At 67.6% G+C, this 16,606-nt stretch carries 14 protein-coding genes; 7 read left to right on the top strand and 7 right to left on the bottom strand.

Going from position 1 to position 16,606, the window contains the following annotated elements; translation table 11 throughout:
• Positions 1 to 82: 82 nt before the first annotated feature.
• Positions 83 to 1,294 (bottom strand): methionine adenosyltransferase, encoded by a 1,212-nt coding sequence (gene metK / locus JLDANKMP_RS10265; protein ID WP_005408103.1) that lies wholly within the window; start codon positions 1,292 to 1,294, stop codon positions 83 to 85.
• A 324-nt stretch (positions 1,295 to 1,618) separates the two neighbouring features.
• Here metK and JLDANKMP_RS10260 point away from each other — a divergent pair, with 324 nt between their 5' ends.
• The 3 genes from JLDANKMP_RS10260 to JLDANKMP_RS10250 all read left to right on the top strand — a co-directional run bounded on the left by JLDANKMP_RS10260 (position 1,619) and on the right by JLDANKMP_RS10250 (position 5,328).
• Positions 1,619 to 3,334: a lysophospholipid acyltransferase family protein gene (locus tag JLDANKMP_RS10260; protein WP_212561030.1), complete on the top strand. Its 1,716-nt coding sequence runs from the start codon at positions 1,619 to 1,621 to the stop codon at positions 3,332 to 3,334.
• A complete protein-coding gene (locus JLDANKMP_RS10255; RefSeq protein WP_212561029.1) occupies positions 3,331 to 4,131 on the top strand; it encodes a UDP-2,3-diacylglucosamine diphosphatase in 801 nt (266 codons plus the stop codon). Before JLDANKMP_RS10260 ends, JLDANKMP_RS10255 begins: the two co-directional genes overlap by 4 nt.
• 138 nt (positions 4,132 to 4,269) lie before the next feature.
• Positions 4,270 to 5,328: a metal-dependent hydrolase gene (locus tag JLDANKMP_RS10250; RefSeq protein WP_212561028.1), complete on the top strand. Its 1,059-nt coding sequence runs from the start codon at positions 4,270 to 4,272 to the stop codon at positions 5,326 to 5,328.
• 48 nt (positions 5,329 to 5,376) lie between these two features.
• On the opposite strand, the gene JLDANKMP_RS10245 is transcribed toward JLDANKMP_RS10250, so the two are convergent.
• From JLDANKMP_RS10245 to JLDANKMP_RS10230, 4 genes are all read right to left on the bottom strand, one after another.
• The gene (locus JLDANKMP_RS10245) at positions 5,377 to 6,204 is read right to left on the bottom strand and encodes a class I SAM-dependent methyltransferase (RefSeq protein WP_005408109.1); all 828 of its coding nucleotides are present in this window, start codon (positions 6,202 to 6,204) and stop codon (positions 5,377 to 5,379) included.
• A 57-nt stretch (positions 6,205 to 6,261) separates the two neighbouring features.
• A complete protein-coding gene (gene dusB, locus JLDANKMP_RS10240) occupies positions 6,262 to 7,257 on the bottom strand; it encodes a tRNA dihydrouridine synthase DusB (protein ID WP_012479176.1) in 996 nt (331 codons plus the stop codon).
• Between the two features lie 147 nt (positions 7,258 to 7,404).
• Complete coding sequence (locus JLDANKMP_RS10235; RefSeq protein ID WP_012479177.1) at positions 7,405 to 7,836, bottom strand: hypothetical protein; 432 nt, start codon at positions 7,834 to 7,836, stop codon at positions 7,405 to 7,407.
• 109 nt (positions 7,837 to 7,945) lie between these two features.
• Positions 7,946 to 8,863: a LysR family transcriptional regulator gene (locus JLDANKMP_RS10230; protein ID WP_005408112.1), complete on the bottom strand. Its 918-nt coding sequence runs from the start codon at positions 8,861 to 8,863 to the stop codon at positions 7,946 to 7,948.
• A 92-nt stretch (positions 8,864 to 8,955) separates the two neighbouring features.
• Between JLDANKMP_RS10230 and JLDANKMP_RS10225 the strand changes: the two genes are divergently transcribed.
• Complete coding sequence (locus tag JLDANKMP_RS10225; protein WP_212561027.1) at positions 8,956 to 10,176, top strand: MFS transporter; 1,221 nt, start codon at positions 8,956 to 8,958, stop codon at positions 10,174 to 10,176.
• Positions 10,177 to 10,240: 64 nt separating this feature from the next.
• Here JLDANKMP_RS10225 and JLDANKMP_RS10220 read toward each other — a convergent pair whose 3' ends face one another.
• Both JLDANKMP_RS10220 and JLDANKMP_RS10215 read right to left on the bottom strand, forming a co-directional pair.
• Complete coding sequence (locus tag JLDANKMP_RS10220) at positions 10,241 to 11,206, bottom strand: ribokinase (protein WP_005408114.1); 966 nt, start codon at positions 11,204 to 11,206, stop codon at positions 10,241 to 10,243.
• 25 nt (positions 11,207 to 11,231) lie between these two features.
• Complete coding sequence (locus tag JLDANKMP_RS10215) at positions 11,232 to 12,530, bottom strand: nucleoside transporter C-terminal domain-containing protein (RefSeq protein WP_005408115.1); 1,299 nt, start codon at positions 12,528 to 12,530, stop codon at positions 11,232 to 11,234.
• 193 nt (positions 12,531 to 12,723) lie between these two features.
• Here JLDANKMP_RS10215 and JLDANKMP_RS10210 point away from each other — a divergent pair, with 193 nt between their 5' ends.
• The 3 genes from JLDANKMP_RS10210 (at position 12,724) to JLDANKMP_RS10200 (ending at position 16,603) form a co-directional block, all read left to right on the top strand.
• Entirely contained in the window at positions 12,724 to 13,695 is a 972-nt protein-coding gene (locus tag JLDANKMP_RS10210) for an aldo/keto reductase (RefSeq protein WP_111108803.1), read from the top strand.
• Between the two features lie 316 nt (positions 13,696 to 14,011).
• Positions 14,012 to 14,206 carry a hemin uptake protein HemP gene (locus JLDANKMP_RS10205; protein WP_005412278.1) on the top strand — a complete coding sequence of 65 codons (195 nt, stop codon included), beginning with the start codon at positions 14,012 to 14,014 and terminating at the stop codon, positions 14,204 to 14,206.
• Positions 14,207 to 14,359: 153 nt separating this feature from the next.
• Complete coding sequence (locus JLDANKMP_RS10200; protein WP_283246296.1) at positions 14,360 to 16,603, top strand: TonB-dependent hemoglobin/transferrin/lactoferrin family receptor; 2,244 nt, start codon at positions 14,360 to 14,362, stop codon at positions 16,601 to 16,603.
• The last annotated feature ends 3 nt before the right edge of the window (positions 16,604 to 16,606 follow it).

Here is a 16,606-nt window from a genome sequence, read left to right as displayed (position 1 = left end):
CTTGCGCGGCCCTTCTTCAAGGTCAGCCGACTAACAGTCGGCTCTACCGGTCGGCTCTACCGGTCGGCTCTACCCGCCGGCTTCACTTCAGCTTCGCATCGGCGCGCAGGGCGGCGGCGCGGTCGGTCTTCTCCCAGGAGAAGGCCGTGGCGTTGACGGTCTCGCCTTCGCCGTTGAGGTAGCTGAACTCCTTCGGCTTGCGGCCGAAGTGGCCGTAGGCCGCGGTCTGCTGGTACATCGGGTGGATCAGGTCCAGCATCTTGATGATGCCGTACGGGCGCAGGTCGAAGTGCTTGCGGATCAGCTTCTCGATCTTGTCGTCGCTGATCTTGCCGGTGCCGAAGGTGGTGACCGAGATCGAGGTCGGCTCAGCCACGCCGATGGCGTAGGAGACCTGCACTTCGCAACGGTCGGCCAGGCCGGCGGCAACCACGTTCTTGGCGACGTAGCGGGCCGCGTAGGCCGCCGAACGATCGACCTTGGACGGGTCCTTGCCGGAGAAGGCGCCACCACCGTGACGGGCCCAGCCGCCGTAGGTGTCGACGATGATCTTGCGGCCGGTCAGGCCGCAGTCGCCCACCGGGCCGCCGATCTCGAACTTGCCGGTCGGGTTGATGTGGAACTTGGTGCCCTTGTGCAGCCACTTGGCCGGCAGCACCGGCTTGATGATCTCTTCGCGGACGGCCTCGATGAGGTCCTTCTGCTTGATGCCCGGGGCATGCTGGGTCGACAGCACCACGGCGTCGATGGCCGAGACCACGCCGTTTTCATAGCGCAGGGTGACCTGGCTCTTGGCGTCCGGACGCAGCCACGACAGCGGCGAGTTCTTCTTCTTGCGGATCTTGGCCTGCTGCTCGACCAGGCGGTGCGACAGGTGGATCGCGGCCGGCATGTAGCTGTCGGTCTCGTTGGTGGCGTAGCCGAACATCAGGCCCTGGTCGCCCGCGCCCATTTCTTCCGGCTTCTTGCGGTCCACGCCCTGGGCGATGTGCGGCGACTGCTTGCCGATCAGGTTCAGCACGCCGCAGGTGGCGCCGTCGAAGCCGACGTCGGAGCTGTCGTAGCCGATGTCCGTGATGACCTTGCGGGTCAGGGCTTCCAGGTCGATCCAGGCGCTGGTGGTGATTTCACCGGCCACGATGGCAACGCCGGTCTTGACCATGGTCTCGCAGGCCACGCGGGCGCGCTGGTCCTGGGTCAGGATCGCGTCCAGCACCGCATCGGAGATCTGGTCGGCAACCTTGTCCGGATGGCCTTCGGAGACCGACTCGGAGGTGAAGAGATAGCTGGACATCAGGCGTAATATCCCTTGATTCGGATGGAAAGATGGGCGCGCATGATACACGGGGTGCGCCGCCTGTGCATTGTGAACCTGTACCGGTTGCCGGTGGTTAAGCCCGCGTAGGCCCCGCAAGGGCCGTCCTGACGGGATTGGGCCCCGGCCTCGAGGCCCAGTGTTCCACCAGCGTGACAGCGGGGCGGGTGGCGAGGGGGGCGGTTGCGGCCTCCTCAGGCCGGGGACGACCGTCATCGTTCTGCCCCGAAACCGCCATCTGGCTGCCGCCTGCCGGGCGCAGGCTGTCGGCCAATCCGGCCGCCGGGCATGAGTGGATCCGCCATGCAGGAACTTGAACAGCGTCTCCAGCAACGCTTTCCCGATTGGTTCCATGGCCGTCGTGGCCAACTGGCGCGGCCATTGCTTCGCAGCGTCGGGCGCTGGTCGCGGTTGGACCAGATCGAAGCGTTCCTGCAGCGCAGTGCAGGATTGCGCGGATTCGGCTTCGTCGCCGCCGGGCTGGAGTTCATCGATGGCCAGTACCAGGTGGCTCCGGCCGCGTTGGCGAAGATCCCGGCCACCGGTCGCTTGCTGATCGTCGCCAACCACCCGTCCGGCGCACTGGACGCGCTGGCCCTGCTGGACGCGGTCGGCCGCATCCGCCGCGATGTGCGGATCGTGGCCAACGACCTGCTGGGGGCGATCGCGCCACTGCAGGACCTGCTGTTGCCGGTGCGCATCCTCGGTGGCAAGGCCCAGCGTGGCAGCCTGCATGCGGTCGAAGAGGCGTTGGCTGCCGAGCAGTGCGTGATCGTGTTCCCGGCCGGCGAGGTCTCGCGGCTGTCGCTGCGCGGCATCCGTGATGGCCGCTGGCAGCGCGGGTTCGTCCGCTTTGCCCGTGCCGCCGGCGCGCCGGTGCTGCCGGTACGGGTGGAAGCGCGCAACTCGGCGCTGTTCTACGGCGCCTCGACCCTGTTCAAGCCGGCCGGCACCGCGCTGCTGGCGCGCGAGATGTTCACCCGCCGCGGCCGCCCGTTGCGGCTGAGCATCGGTGAGCCGATGCAGCTGGGCAAGGGCGGTGACCCGGGCGCACAGCTGCTGGCCGTACGCCGCGCGCTGTATGCGCTGGGCCGCAATGGCGCGGCCGGCAATGCCGCTGCCTTCGCAGGCCCCGAGCCGCTGGCGGCCCCGGTGCCACCCTCGCAGGTCGCCGCTGGGATTGCCGCAGCCACCCAGCTGGGCCAGACCGCCGACGGCAAGCAGATTCTGCTGGCCACTTGTACTGCCGATTCGCCGCTGCTGCTGGAGCTGGGCCGCCTGCGCGAACTGACCTTCCGCCAGGTGGGCGAGGGCACCGGGCGCAGCCGTGACCTGGACGATTACGACCCGCGGTACGAGCACATCGTGATCTGGGACGCGGCCGCGCAGCGCATCGCCGGCGCGTATCGGATCATGCGCGGCGCCCATGCGCTGGCCCGGCACGGACTGTCAGGGCTCTACAGCGCGTCGCTGTTCCGCTATTCCGACGATGCCATCACCCACATCGCCGAAGGCCTGGAACTGGGCCGCAGCTTCGTGGTGCCCGACTACTGGGGCAGCCGCAGCCTGGACTACCTGTGGCAGGGCATCGGTGCGTACCTGCAATGCCGGCCGGGCATCCGCTACCTGTTCGGCGCCGTGTCGATCAGCGCGGCGCTGCCACGCGATGCGCGCGAGCAGCTGGTGGCGTACTACCAGCGCTATTACAGCGGTACCGCTGGCCTGGCCGAATCGAATCGGCCGTTCCAGTACTTCGCCGCACCGCCGAGTTTCGGTGAGCTGGATGCAGGCGCCGCGTTCGACGTGCTCAAGGCCAACCTGGCCGCACTCGGCACCGGCGTGCCGACGCTGTATCGCCAGTACACAGATCTGTGCGAACCCGGTGGCGCGCGCTTCCTCGCCTTCGGTGTCGACCCGGACTTCAGCGATTCGATCGACGGCCTGATCGAAGTGGACCTGTGCGCGATCCGGCCGAACAAGCGCAAACGCTACCTGCGCGATGCGGGGACGCCGGCATGAGCGTGCTGGCGAACCTGTCGCCACGCAGGCGCGCAGTGTTTGTCTCCGACGTGCACCTGGGTTCACGTCATTGCCATGCCACCGAACTGGCACGTTTTCTCTCGCAGCTGCGATGTGAGCGTCTGTACCTGGTCGGCGACATCATCGATCTGTGGTGGATGGCCCATCGCCGCGCCAACTGGCGGCAGTCGCACAGCGAGGTCATCCAGGCCCTGCACGCGCTGCGCCGCGCCGGCACCGAGATCATCTACATTCCCGGCAACCACGATGCCTCGCTGCGCCAGGTGTGCGGGCTGATGCTGCCAGCGATGCAGGTGCGTCGCCGCGCCATCCATGTGACCGCCGATGGCCGTCGCCTGCTGGTCGCGCACGGCGACGAGTACGACGGCGTGACCCACTTCGGCGGCCTGCAGGAAAAGTTCGGCGACTGGCTGTACTACCGCATCCTCACCGGCAACCAGGCGCTGAACGCGGTGCGGCGCCGGCTGGGCATGCGCTACTGGTCGCTGTCGGAATTCCTGAAGAAGCGCAGTGGTGCCGCCGAACGCTACATCGAGCGTTTCGTGCAGGCCGGGCTGGATGACGTGCGCCGGCGCGGACTGGATGGCATCGTCTGTGGTCACATCCATCGCGCTGCGTTGATCGAACGCGATGGCCTGGTCTATGCCAACGACGGCGACTGGGTGGAGAGCCTGACCGCACTGGCCGAAGACCATGATGGCGCGCTGCGCCTGCTGGACCACAATGGCCAGACCCTGGTGGAACTGCCGGGCGCGCGGCTGTCGCAGGCGGCGTAACCCGTTCCGTAGAGTCGACTGTCGCGCGTAGCGCGTGGTTTCCGCGGCCTGATGGGAGAGCAGTCGACCAGCAGTCGACTCTACAGACGCGGTGTCCGGGAGTGAGACGGCGCGCCCGCAAGCCGCTAGCATCGGTCCATGGATTCCCTGACCCAGATCGTGCTCGGCGGCGCCGTCGCTGCTGCCATCGCTCCGCCCGGCCATCGCCGCGCGGCCCTGCTGGCCGGTGCCGCGCTCGGCACCCTGCCGGACCTCGATGCCCTGTGGTTGGGCTTCACCGCCGCCGACCCGGTGGCGAACATGATCGAGCACCGCAGCTTCAGCCATTCGCTGCTGGTGCTGCCCTGGGTGGCGGCACTGATCTGGTGGTTGTTCAAGCGCTTCGGCAACGGCCGCGTCGCGCAGTCACCGGTGCGCTGGTTCTGGGCGATCCAGCTGGCGCTGGTCACCCATCCCGTGCTGGATGCGTTCACCGTCTACGGCACCCAGTTGTGGTGGCCGCTGCGCCCACACCCGACCATGGGTTCCAGTGTCTTCATCATCGATCTTGGCTACACGGTGTGGCTGCTGCTGGGTTGCGTGCTGGCCTGGTTTGGCCGCGCCCGCCCCTGGGCTGGCAAGGTGCTGGGCGTGGCGTTGCTGGTCAGCAGCGGCTACCTGGGCTGGGGCCTGATCGCAAAGGCCCAGGTCGACCGTGCTGCCCAGCAGAGCCTGGCGGCGATGGGTCTGGGCGATGCACCGCGCTTCTCGGTGCCGATGCCGTTCAACACCCTGCTGTGGCGCGTGGTGGCGATGACGCCGAACGGCTACGTGGTGGGCGACCGCTCGCTGGTGGCCGACCATGGACCGATGCAGTTCGAAGGCCACGCGTCCAATGTGCAGGCATTGCGCGAAGCAGGGGGCATCCCGGCAGTCCAGCAGCTGACGTGGTTCAACCGGGGTTTCATGCGTGCACAGGTGGTGGACGGGCGGCTGGTGCTGAGCGACCTTCGCATGGGGCTGGAGCCGGACTACACCTTCAACTTCGCCGTGGCCGAGCAGGTCGACGGACAGTGGCGACCGATCACGCCCGAGCAGGTGCGGACGGATTACAGCAGCCCGGCCGCGCGCGCGGATGCCGGGCGCCGGCTGGCGGCGATGTGGCAGCGGATCTGGCACGAGCCGGCAGCCTCCGCGACTGGTGCGGCGCACCCGTAGATCCACGCAATGTGTGGATGGCGGGACCATCGGCAGTGCTGCGTTGGCTCAATACACCGTCGCGCGGCCCTGCACGAACGAGTAGAAGAACACCGCGTTCGGGTCGTTCTGCACCAGGCGGAACTCGCGGCGCATGCCTTCCACGGTTTCCTCGTCCACCGAGCCAGCCTGCAGCAGCTGGTCGGCGGCCGACAGCAGCAGCTGTTCCCAGAACGCGATCATCGTCTTGCGACGCGCCGGCTCGCGGTTGTCCAGGTGGATGGTCTTGATCTCGGTGTGCACGTCGCGGAAGCCGCCGGCCAGCAGCAGGTTGCCCAGCTTGGCGCCGACGAACGGGTCGCCCCCGTGGTCGTACTGGAAATCGTTGAAGGCCATCCAGTAGCGCCAGATGTGCGGCGAATACGGATCGAGCAGGAACGAGGCATTCATCACTTCGGTGATGTACACCGGCGAACCCGGTGCCAGCACCCGGCGCACTTCGCTCAGCACACGTGCGGGTGACGGCACGTGCTCCAGCACCCAGCACAGGAACGCCGCGTCGAAGCTGCGTGCCTCGAACGGCAGCTCACCGGCATCGGCCTGCTGCAGGGTATAGCGGTCGCTGCACCACGGCGTGCGCGCCAGGTTCTCGCGCGCGGTGGCCAGCTGCGTTTCGCTCAGGTCCACGCCGGTCACGTGCAGCTCGGGGAAGCGGCGCAGCAGGATCTCGGTCTGTGCGCCCACGCCGCTGCCGACTTCCAGCAGGCGACGTGCGCCGCTGTAGTCGATCTGGCCGAAGATGCTTGACTCCAGCAGCCGGGCCTGGGTCATCAGGCGCTGCTGCTCGGTGCCGGAAAACCCGTGCAGATAGGTCGGGGAGGAAATCGGCGGGGTCATGGTGGGCTCTTGTGGCGTCGAGCTGGCTCGACTGTTCGCAAACGCGGGGCTGGCGGCTCAGGCCGCCGAAGGCAGCGCCGGTTCCCCGGCGATCAGGCGGTCGAAGTATTCGGTGGTCAATGCGATCTGGCTGGCCGGATCCTCGGCACGGTTGACCACCGCGCGGAAAGCGGCATTCTCCGGCCGGTCCTTGGCATACCAGCCCAGGTGCTTGCGCGCGATGCGCACGCCCTGCGGCTCGCCATAGAACGCATGCAGCGCGTGCAGGTGGCCAAGCAGGATGTCGCGCACTTCCGCCAGTGATGGCGGTGGCAGTTCCTCGCCGGTGGCCAGGTAGTGCGCCACTTCGCGGAAGATCCACGGCCGGCCCTGCGCCGAGCGACCGATCATCACCGCATCCACGCCGGTTTCCTTCAGGACGTAGGCGGCCTTCTGCGGCGAATCGATATCGCCGTTGGCGATCACCGGAATGCGCAGCGCGGCCTTGATCTCGCCGATCGTGGCGTACTCCGCCTGGCCGGTGTAGTGCTGGTCGCGGGTACGGCCGTGCACCGCCAGTGCCGCGATACCGCTGTCCTCGGCGATGCGTGCGATCAGCGGGCCATTGCGATGATCGCAGTCCCAACCGGTACGGATCTTCAGCGTGACCGGCACGTCCACCGCGTTGACCACGGCCTCGAGGATGCGCGCCACCAGTTGCTCGTCGCGCATCAGTGCCGAACCGGCCCAGGCGTTGCACACCTTCTTGGCCGGGCACCCCATGTTGATGTCGATGATCTGCGCGCCGTGGTCGACGTTGTAGCGCGCGGCCTCGGCCAGCTGCTGCGGCTCGGTGCCGGCGATCTGCACGCTGATCGGGGCCGGTTCGCCGTCATGGTCCATGCGGTGGATCGACTTGCGCGTGTTCCAGAAGCGCGGATCACTGATGGTCATTTCCGAGGCGGCCAGACCCGCGCCCAGCCGTTTGCACAGCAGGCGGAAGGGCTTGTCGGTGACGCCGGCCATGGGCGCCAGCACGACGTTGGGGGCAATGGTGTACGGGCCGATCTGCATGCGCCCATTGTAGGGCGCGCGCGGCGGTACGGCCGCGTCGGGCGCGGTCCGGTTCAGGCCGATCGGCACCGACCTCATGCCGTACCGGCATCAGCAGATGCTTGACGGTTGCTTCCGCCGCCCCCACGGGCGGGCGATGGTGGGCGGCTACCTCAGGCTCTGCCAGGCCTGGCCGGTACCCAGCGCGAAGGCCAGCCCCAGGCTGAGGCAGACCACTGAACTGACCACCCAGAAGCGCCGGCCGTTGTAGCCGGGCCGGAGCAGGGCCAGCCCGAAGCCCATCGCCGCGCGCATCAGCAACAGCAGGGCGATGCCCGACAAGACCAGACGGCTGGCCGGCAGCGGCGAATGCCAGCCCGCGGCTGCCAGTGCGTACAGCGTCCAGGCCACCAGCACGGCAGTGATGCCGGCGGTCATCAGCGGCGGCCACCAATGCCCGGCCTGTGCCAGCCGGACCATGCGCTGGCCAGCACCGAAGTACCTGTACCACGCGGCGCCGAAGGCAATGCAGCCGATATGCAGCAAGGCTGCGATGGCACTACCGGCAGCGGCAACCAGCAACCAGGGGAATCCGTCCATGTCCTGCCCACGCTGAAACGCTGCGCGGATGGTGGGTGAGGGGCGGGATGCGGGCAATGCGACCGGCAGTCGCAGCTGTTCGATGCGACCGCCGCCGATGGCGCTTCGCTCAGCGCGGCGGATCGATCTGCAACCCGGCGCCGAGACGGTCCAGGGCCACGTCCACGCGTGGCAGCCGTTGCCGGCCCTGCGGCCACAGCAGACGTAGCGGCAGGCCGCGGCAGTCCAGCGACGGCAGGATCGAGACCAGGCTGCCGCGCGCCAGCGCGTCATCGACCAGCCAGGTGGCCAGCTGCGCGATGCCGAAGCCGGCCTCGACCGCCGCCACCTGGGCCTCGGCGCTGCCAACCACCAGGCGCGCGCGGGCCTGCAGCGGTGTACTGCGCTGCCTGCCATCGGCCACCTGCCACGGCCCGATGCTGCCGTCCGCGCGTCCGAACAGCACACCGTCATGCCCGGCCAGCTCGGCGGCCGAGCGGGGCTGGCCATGCCGAAGCAGATAGGCCGGGGAGGCGCAGAAGCGCAGGCATTCGTAACCGAGCAGGCGGCTGCCCAGCGTGGCGGGCAGCGGCTCGGGACCGCCGATGCGTACGGCGAGGTCGACGCCGTCCTCGGCGAGGTCGCTGAAGCGGTCGCTGAAGGTCACCTGCGGATGCAACTGTGGAAACTCGGCGGCCAGCTGCAGCAGCAACGGCCAGACTTTGAGGCGCCCGAAGGTGGCCGGCGCATCCACCCGCAGGCGGCCCACGGGCGCGTCTGCGTGCGAGACCAGCACCGACTCGGCATCGGCCAGCTCGCCCAGCACCCGCACGCAGGTGCGGTAGAAGCCCTCACCGGCCTCGGTCAGGCGAAGGCGGCGCGTGCTGCGCTCGAACAACCGCGCGCCCAGGCGTGCCTCCAGCCGTGCGATGGTCTTGCCCACCGCCGAACTGGTCAGGTGCAGGCGTTCGGCGGCGGCGGTGAAGCTGCCGGCATCGGCGGTGGCGACGAAGGCCTCGATGCCGCGCAGGCGCTCGGTGGGAAGCATGGGGAATTTCTGTCCGGAATCGATGGAAAACATAGCAGTAATCGGAATCCGGGGAGGAAATAGGCTGGCGGCCCCTGTTCTGATGCCCGCCCATGTCCTCCCTCGATTCCGCCGCGGCCGCTGTCCACGCAAACGGCCGCGCACGCCTTTCGGTTGTCCTGCTGGCGGTGTCCGCCTTCGTCATCGTCACCACCGAGTTCCTGATCGTCGGCCTGTTGCCGGCGCTGGCGCGCGACCTTGGCCTGGGCATCGCCCGCGCCGGGCAGCTGGTTACCTTGTTCGCGTTCACCGTGATGCTGGCCGGGCCACCGTTGACCGCGCTGCTGTCACACGTCGGCCGGCGCCGCCTGTTCGTGGCCATCCTGCTGTTGTTCGCGGGTTCCAACGCGCTGGCCGCGATGGCCACGCAGCCGTGGCTGCTGGCGCTGGCGCGGGTGCTGCCGGCACTGGCCCTGCCGGTGTTCTGGGGCACCGCCAGTGAGACTGCTGCGCAGCTGGCCCCTGCAGGGCAGGGCGGTCGTGCGGTCGCGCGGGTCTACCTGGGTATCACCGCCGCAATGCTGTTCGGTATCCCACTGGGTACGTTGGCCGCCGACGCCCTCGGTTGGCGCGGCAGCTTCTGGCTGTTGGCGGCCCTGTCGCTGTTGATGGCGGGCGCGCTGGCGTTGTGGATGCCGGACAACGTGGCCGGACCGCGGCGCGCGCTGGGCGAACAGGCACGAGTACTGCGCCAGCCGCAGTTGCTGGGCGATGTGCTGCTGTCGGTGCTGGTGTTCACCGCGATGTTTGCTGCCTATACCTACCTGGCCGATGTGCTGGAGCGGCTGATGCAGGTACCGGCGGCACAGGTGGGCTGGTGGCTGATGGGCTTCGGGGCTGTCGGGTTGATCGGCAATGCACTGGGTGGGCGCTGGGTCGATCGTGCGCCGCTGGGCGCGACCCTGGTGTTCTGCGCGGTGCTGGCGCTGGGCATGCTGGCCAGTGTCGGGCTGGCCGGCCACGGCACGTTCGTGCTGATCGCACTGGCCCTGTGGGGTGTGGCGCATACTGCATTGTTCCCGCTGTGCCAGGTGCGGGTGATGCGTGCGGCGCCCCAGGCGCAGGCGCTGGCGGGAACCTTGAATGTGTCCGCGGCCAACGCCGGAATCGGCCTCGGCGCGCTGCTGGGAGGTGGGGCCATCGAACGCTTCGGGCTTGCCTCGCTGGGCGTGGTGGCCGCTGCCGTGGCGCTGCTGGCAATCGTCGCGGGCCTGCTGCTGCGGCAGCTTGCCCGGTCTCGCTCATCCACGCATGGCGTGGATCTGCCTCATTGAAAGGCAAACAGAAAAGCCCGGGTGTCTGCACACCCGGGCTTCTTCATCCACGCGTGGCGTGGATCTACTTTGCTTCGGCGTCGGCCGGGGTGAAGCGCGGCATCGCCGCTGCAGCACCTTCCTTCTCGGTCGAACGACCGGCGAACTGGTTGGCGAAGCGCACGTGGCGGGCGAACGGGGCGTCGGCCACCTGCGCCAGCGACGCGGCCAGCGCACCGTTGAAGGCGTCACCGGCACCGGTGGTGTCGATCGCCTGCACCTGTTCGGCACCCACGCGGTAGTACGGCTGGGTATCGCCGCGCAGGTTCTCGTCGGCATGCGACACGAACACGCCCACCGAGCCCAGGGTGACCACCACGGTACCGTTGCCGACCAGCTTGCGGCACAGCGCGTGCAGGCTGGCGCCATCCAGCGCGGCGACGTCGTTGGCATCCACGCGCTCACCGACATGGCGGCCGAGCAGGGCAGCGAACTCGGTCTCGTTCGGGGTAATCACATCGGCCAGCTTGAGCAGCCCGATGGTCGAGGGGGCGTCGGCCGGTGCGGTGTTGAGCACGGTGGTGACGCCGGCCTCGCGGGCCGTGGCCAGTGCTGCTTCGATGGTCTGCACCGGCGATTCCAGCTGCACCAGCACCACCCTGGCGCCGGTCAGCAGGGCCTGCTGCTGTTGCAGGAAGTCGGTGCTCAGCGCAGCGTTGGCACCCGGGCCGATCACGATGGTGTTGCGGCCACGGGCATCGACGTAGATGCCGGCGGTGCCGGTCGGTTCGCTGCTGGCTTCGGCGATGAGGCCGAAACCATCCTGCGCCGCCAGTTCGCGCGCGGTGGCGCCACCGGCGTCGTCGCCCAGCGCGCACACGAAGTGCGTCTCGGCACCGGCGCGGCAGGCCGCCACGGCCTGGTTGAAGCCCTTGCCACCGGGGCCGGTGCTGTAGCGGCCGGCAATGGTCGCGCCCGGTGCCGGCAGCGACTCGCACCGCCACACGTGATCGACATTGAAGGAACCGACGACAACGACACTGCTGCTCATAGGGAATCTTTTCTCAACCAAGGGTTCAACTGAAGTGCGTCAGCACGCCGGCGATGGTCGCCGTCATGAAGGTGGCAATGGTACCGCCCAGCACCGCGCGCAGGCCGAACTTGGCCAGGTCGTGGCGACGCTCCGGGGCCAGGCCACCGATGCCGCCGATCTGGATCGCGATCGAGCTGAAGTTGGCGAAGCCGCACAGCGCGTAGGTCGCGATCAGGCGACCTTCGCTGGACAGGCTGACGCCAGCTACCTGGCCGTTCACGATCTGCGACAGCTCGGTGTAGGCCACGAATTCGTTGATCACGACCTTCTGGCCGATCAGCGAACCGACGGTGGTGGCATCGGCCCACGGCGTGCCGATCACCCAGGCGATCGGGGCCAGCAGGTAGCCGAAGATGGTCGACAGGTTGGTCGGCTTGCCGATCTGCGCAGCCAGGCCGGTCACTTCACCGATCCAGGTCAGCGGGGCGTTCAGCAGCGCGATCAGGGCGATGAAGGCCAGCAGCATCGCGCCGATGTTCAGCGCCAGCTTCAGGCCGTCGCCGGCGCCGGCCGCAGCCGCGTCGATGATGTTGCTGGAGGTCTTTTCGACTTCCATCTTCACCGTGCCGCGGGTGAGCGGGGTGCCGGTTTCCGGGATCAGTAGCTTGGCCACGACCAAGGTGGCCGGCGCGGCCATGATGCTGGCCGCCAGCAGATGCTTGGCGTAGAAGGCCTGCTGCGCTGGGTCGCCGCCGCCAAGCATGCCCACGTAGGCCGCCAGCACGCCGCCGGCGATGTGTGCCATGCCGCCGATCATCATGGTCAGCAGCTCGGACTGGGTCATCCTGGCGATGTACGGGCGCACGGTCAGCGGCGCCTCGGTCTGGCCGATGAAGACGCTGGCGCAGACGCTGGTGGTTTCCGCACCGGACACACGCATGACCTTGGTGATCGCCCACGCCATCACGCGCACGATCGCCTGCATGATGTTCAGGTGGTACATCACCCCCATCAGCGCCGAGAAGAAGATGATGGTCGGCAGCACCTGGAAGGCGAAGATGAAGCCGTAATTCTTGGTGTCCATCAACGAGCCGAAGATGAAACCGGAACCCTCGTTGACGAAGCTCAGCACCTTGACGAAGCCGTGGCCCAGCGCGTCGAACACGTCGCGCCCGCCCGGCACCAGGATCACCAGCGCCGCGAAGGCGATCTGCAGGGTGATACCGGTGGCAACCAGCTTCCAGTCAACCGCGCGCTTGTTATTGGAAAACAACCAGGTGATGCCGATCAGCACCGCCAACCCGAACAGGCCGAAGCCGATCCTGCCCAAACCTTCGACCATGTGAGTGACTCCCCTGGGGCGTCGCGAAAAACGGGAAGCCTAGTGCAGGGCAGGGGCCGGGGCAAGAAAAAGCAGCGTGCGCGCGGCCAACGGTACCGATCAGGCCAGCAACGGCAAGGGCTTGCGGCTGGCGGCGGCGGGTAGAATGGGGGTCGATCCCGGCCCGGATGCGGGCCCGCAGCAGGAGATTCGCATGCAATACCGTCGCCTGGGCTCCACCGGCCTGCCGATTTCCGCCTTGTCCTTCGGCGCCTGGGTGACCTTCGGTGACCAGATCCCGCGTGATGAGGCCCGCAACCTGGTGGCCGCCGCCTGGGATCATGGTGTCAACTTCTTCGACAACGCCGAGGGCTATGCCAACGGCCGTGCCGAACAGGTCATGGGTGACGTGATCGCCGACCTGCGCCTGCCGCGCGACGGTTTCTGCGTGTCCAGCAAGGTGTTTTTCGGCAGCGCCAAGGACCCGCGGCCGACCCAGCGCGGGCTGTCGCGCAAGCACGTGACCGACGCCTGCCACGCTGCACTCAAGCGCCTGCGGGTGGACTACCTGGACCTTTACTACTGCCATCGCCCGGATCCGGACGCGCCGATCGCCGAGACCGTGCATGCGATGGACACCCTGGTGCGGCAGGGCAAGATCCTCTACTGGGGCACCTCGGAGTGGTCGGCGGTGCAGATCCAGCAGGCGCTGGACATCGCCGAGGCGCGCAACCTGCAGGGCCCGTCGATGGAGCAGCCGCAGTACAACCTGCTGCACCGCGAGCGGGTCGAGGTCGAGTACGCGCCGCTGTATGCCGGTGCCGGCCTGGGTACCACCATCTTCTCGCCGCTGGCGTCGGGCCTGCTCACCGGCAAGTACGACCAGGGCATTCCGGCCGATGCACGGCTGGGGCGGGAAGGCATGGAGTGGTTGCAGAACCTGGTGCTGGGGGCCGACGCCGGGGCCCGCCTGGGCCAGGTGCGGCGCTTCAGCGAGGTGGCACGCGCGCTGGGCCACGCCCCGGCCACGCTGGCCATCGCCTGGTGCCTGCGCAACCCGAACGTTTCCAGCGTGATCCTCGGCGCCAGCCGGGTCAGCCAGCTGCTGCAGAACCTGCAGGCACTGGACGTGCTGGAGCAGGTCGACGCGGCCGGCTGGGCGCAGGTCGAAGCCGTCTTCGCCTGAACCCCGGGGCCGACCGGGCCTCGGGGGCCTCGGTCGGGCCGGTTCGGCCGAGGGAACGGGACGGGAACGGGAACGGGAACGGGAACGGGAACGGTAGAGTCGCCTGTCAGTCGACTGCTTCGAATAACCGACTGCTTCGAGCAACAGCAGTCGACCAACAGTCGACTCTACACACCTGCCTCGCCATTTCATTGATGCGATCTATCGAATTCCACAAGTCGATCATTAATCCCATTAATGAAATTGAGAATGGTTGTTGATTGTCAACTGAGAATCATTATCATTTAACTCGTCCCTCGCACGAGTCCAGATGCTCATGAATGCTCAACCTGTACTGCTGCGCCCCGAAACGCTGACCCTCCGCGATCGACCGGTCCGCGTCGTTCCGCCGGAAGAGGTCATCGACAGCGAAGCCCTGCTCAAGGGCCGTCGTGAAATCCTGATCCAGCACGGCGACCGCTTCTATCGCCTGCGGCACACCAGCAACGACAAGCTGATCCTGACCAAGTAATCGCGGTCTGGTCGCCCGCCTCCCTCCCTCCTGCCGGCAGCGCCGACAGGGTGGGCGACCCGTCCGCTCCCGCTCTCTCCCCCTCGGTCTACCGCGTGCACCTTCCGGGTGCGCCGGTAACCGGGGGTTCCCCTGCCTGACCGAACGAACCCGATGACCCGCCATACCGCCCTTTGCCTTGCTGTCTGGATGGCGCTGCCGCTGTCCGCCCACGCTGCTGCCACTGCTGCCCCCGATGCGCGCGAATTCGATCGGGTGCAGGTCACCGCCACCCGCACCGAGCGGGCGCTGAGCGACGTGGCGGCCACGGTGGATGTCATCGACCGTGAGCAGATGGACCGGCACCTGGTGCAGGACATCAAGGATCTGGTGCGCTACGAGCCGGGCCTGTCGGTCACCCGCAGCGCGACCCGCTTCGGCCTGGATGGTTTCCGCATCCGTGGCCTGGACGGCAACCGCGTGCGCATCCAGACCGACGGCATCGTCATGCCGACCCGGTTCGACATCGGTTCGTTCGCCAGTTCCAACCGCAACTTCACCGACCTCGATACGCTCAAGCGCGTCGAGATCGTGCGTGGCCCGGCCAGCTCGCTGTACGGCTCCGATGCACTCGGTGGCGTGGTCGCGTTCGTGACCAAGGACCCGGCCGACTACCTCAAGGGCGGCAAGAACAGCTACTTCGGCCTGAAGTTCGGCTACGACGGTGAGTGGAAGGGCCTGCTCGGCGGTGCCACGGCCGCCTTTGGTGGCGACCACTGGAGCGGCCTGGTCAACGTCAACCACCACCAGGGCCAGGAAACGGACAACAAGGGCACGGTACGCAGCGACAACGACACCCGCACCGCGGCCAATCCGCAGGATCGCGACGGCCGCAGCCTGCTCAGCAAGCTGGTCTATGCACCCAGCGAGGACCAGCGCTTCCGCCTGACCGTGGAAGGCAACGAAGACACCACCGATACCAATGTGTTGTCGGCGATCGCCAGCGTTGCACCGCGCCCCGGCGCGATGGCTGTGGCCACTGGCATGAAGTCCCACGACACCCAGAAGCGCAACCGCGTGTCCTTCGCCCACGAGATGGATGCGCTGGACCAGCCGTTCGCCGACAGCCTGCATTGGCAGGTGTACGCGCAGAACAGCGAAACCCGGCAGCAGACCGACGAGACCCGCACCGACGGCACCCGCCGCCACCGCGTGTTCTCCTTCGACCAGCATGCCTATGGCCTGCAGGCGCAGTTCAACAAGGCGTTCACCACCGGCAGCGTCGAGCACGCATTGACCTACGGTTTCGAAGGCACCCGTACCGAGATCCGCCAGAAGCGCGACGGCTATCAGGTCAGCAAGGCTGGCGTGGTCAGCAACACGGTGCTGCCGGACACCTTTCCGGTGCGTGACTTCCCGATCAGCAAGACCACCGAGCTGGGCCTGTACGCACAGGATGAGATGCGCTTTGCCGATGGCAGGCTGTCGCTGGTGCCGGGCGTGCGCGTGGACCGCTACGAGCTGAAGCCGGAAGTGGACAGCATCTTCGCCGAAGACAACCCGACCACGGCCGTGGCGCAGCTGAAGAAGACCAGCGTGTCGCCGAAGCTGGGCATGGTCTGGCGCTTTACCGACGAATGGTCGCTGTTCGCCGGATATGCGCGTGGCTTCCGTTCGCCGCCGTACAACGACGTCAACATCGGCCTGACCAACGTCGCCTTCCGCTATACCGCCATCGCCAACCCGGATCTGAAGCCGGAAACCAGCGACGGTTACGAACTGGGCCTGCGCTTCATCGCGCCGGCGGCGTACGTCAGCGTCAGCGGCTACTACAACGACTACAAGGATTTCATCCAGTCCAACGTCGATACCGGTCGCAACGCACAGGGTTTGACCGTGTTCCAGTCGCAGAACATCGCCGACGCGCGCATCTATGGCGCGGAAATGAAGGCCGGCATCGAGTTCGGCGAACTCAGCCCGGGGCTGAAGGGCTGGGCGCTGCGCAGTGCGTTGGCATGGTCGCGTGGTGACAACCGGACCGATGACGAACCGCTGGCCTCGGTCGATCCGCTGCGTGGCACGCTGGGCCTGATGTACGACACCGATACCTGGGGCGTCGAACTGGCCGGTACCTTCGTGCAGCGCAAGAAGCGCCTGCCGCCGCCTGCGGCGCAGACCAATCCGAACGCACCGGCGCCGTTCGTCTACCAGCCGGCCGGCTACGGCGTGCTGGACCTGATGGCGCACTGGAACTTCGCGCCGGGTGCCACCTTCAATGTCGGCGTGTTCAACCTGGCCGACAAGCGCTACATCGAATGGTCGTCGATCACCCCGAGCCTGATCACCGATCGCGCACTGAGCGATCGTTTCAGCAGCCCGGGCCGCACCTTCTCCGCCAGCCTTGCCGTTTCCTGGTGACCT

It is taken from the genome of Stenotrophomonas sp. PE591 (assembly GCF_018320795.1).
Lineage (GTDB): Bacteria > Pseudomonadota > Gammaproteobacteria > Xanthomonadales > Xanthomonadaceae > Stenotrophomonas > Stenotrophomonas maltophilia.
Note: the sequence above shows the minus strand (reverse complement) of the source record. Positions and strands in the feature narration are given on the sequence as shown.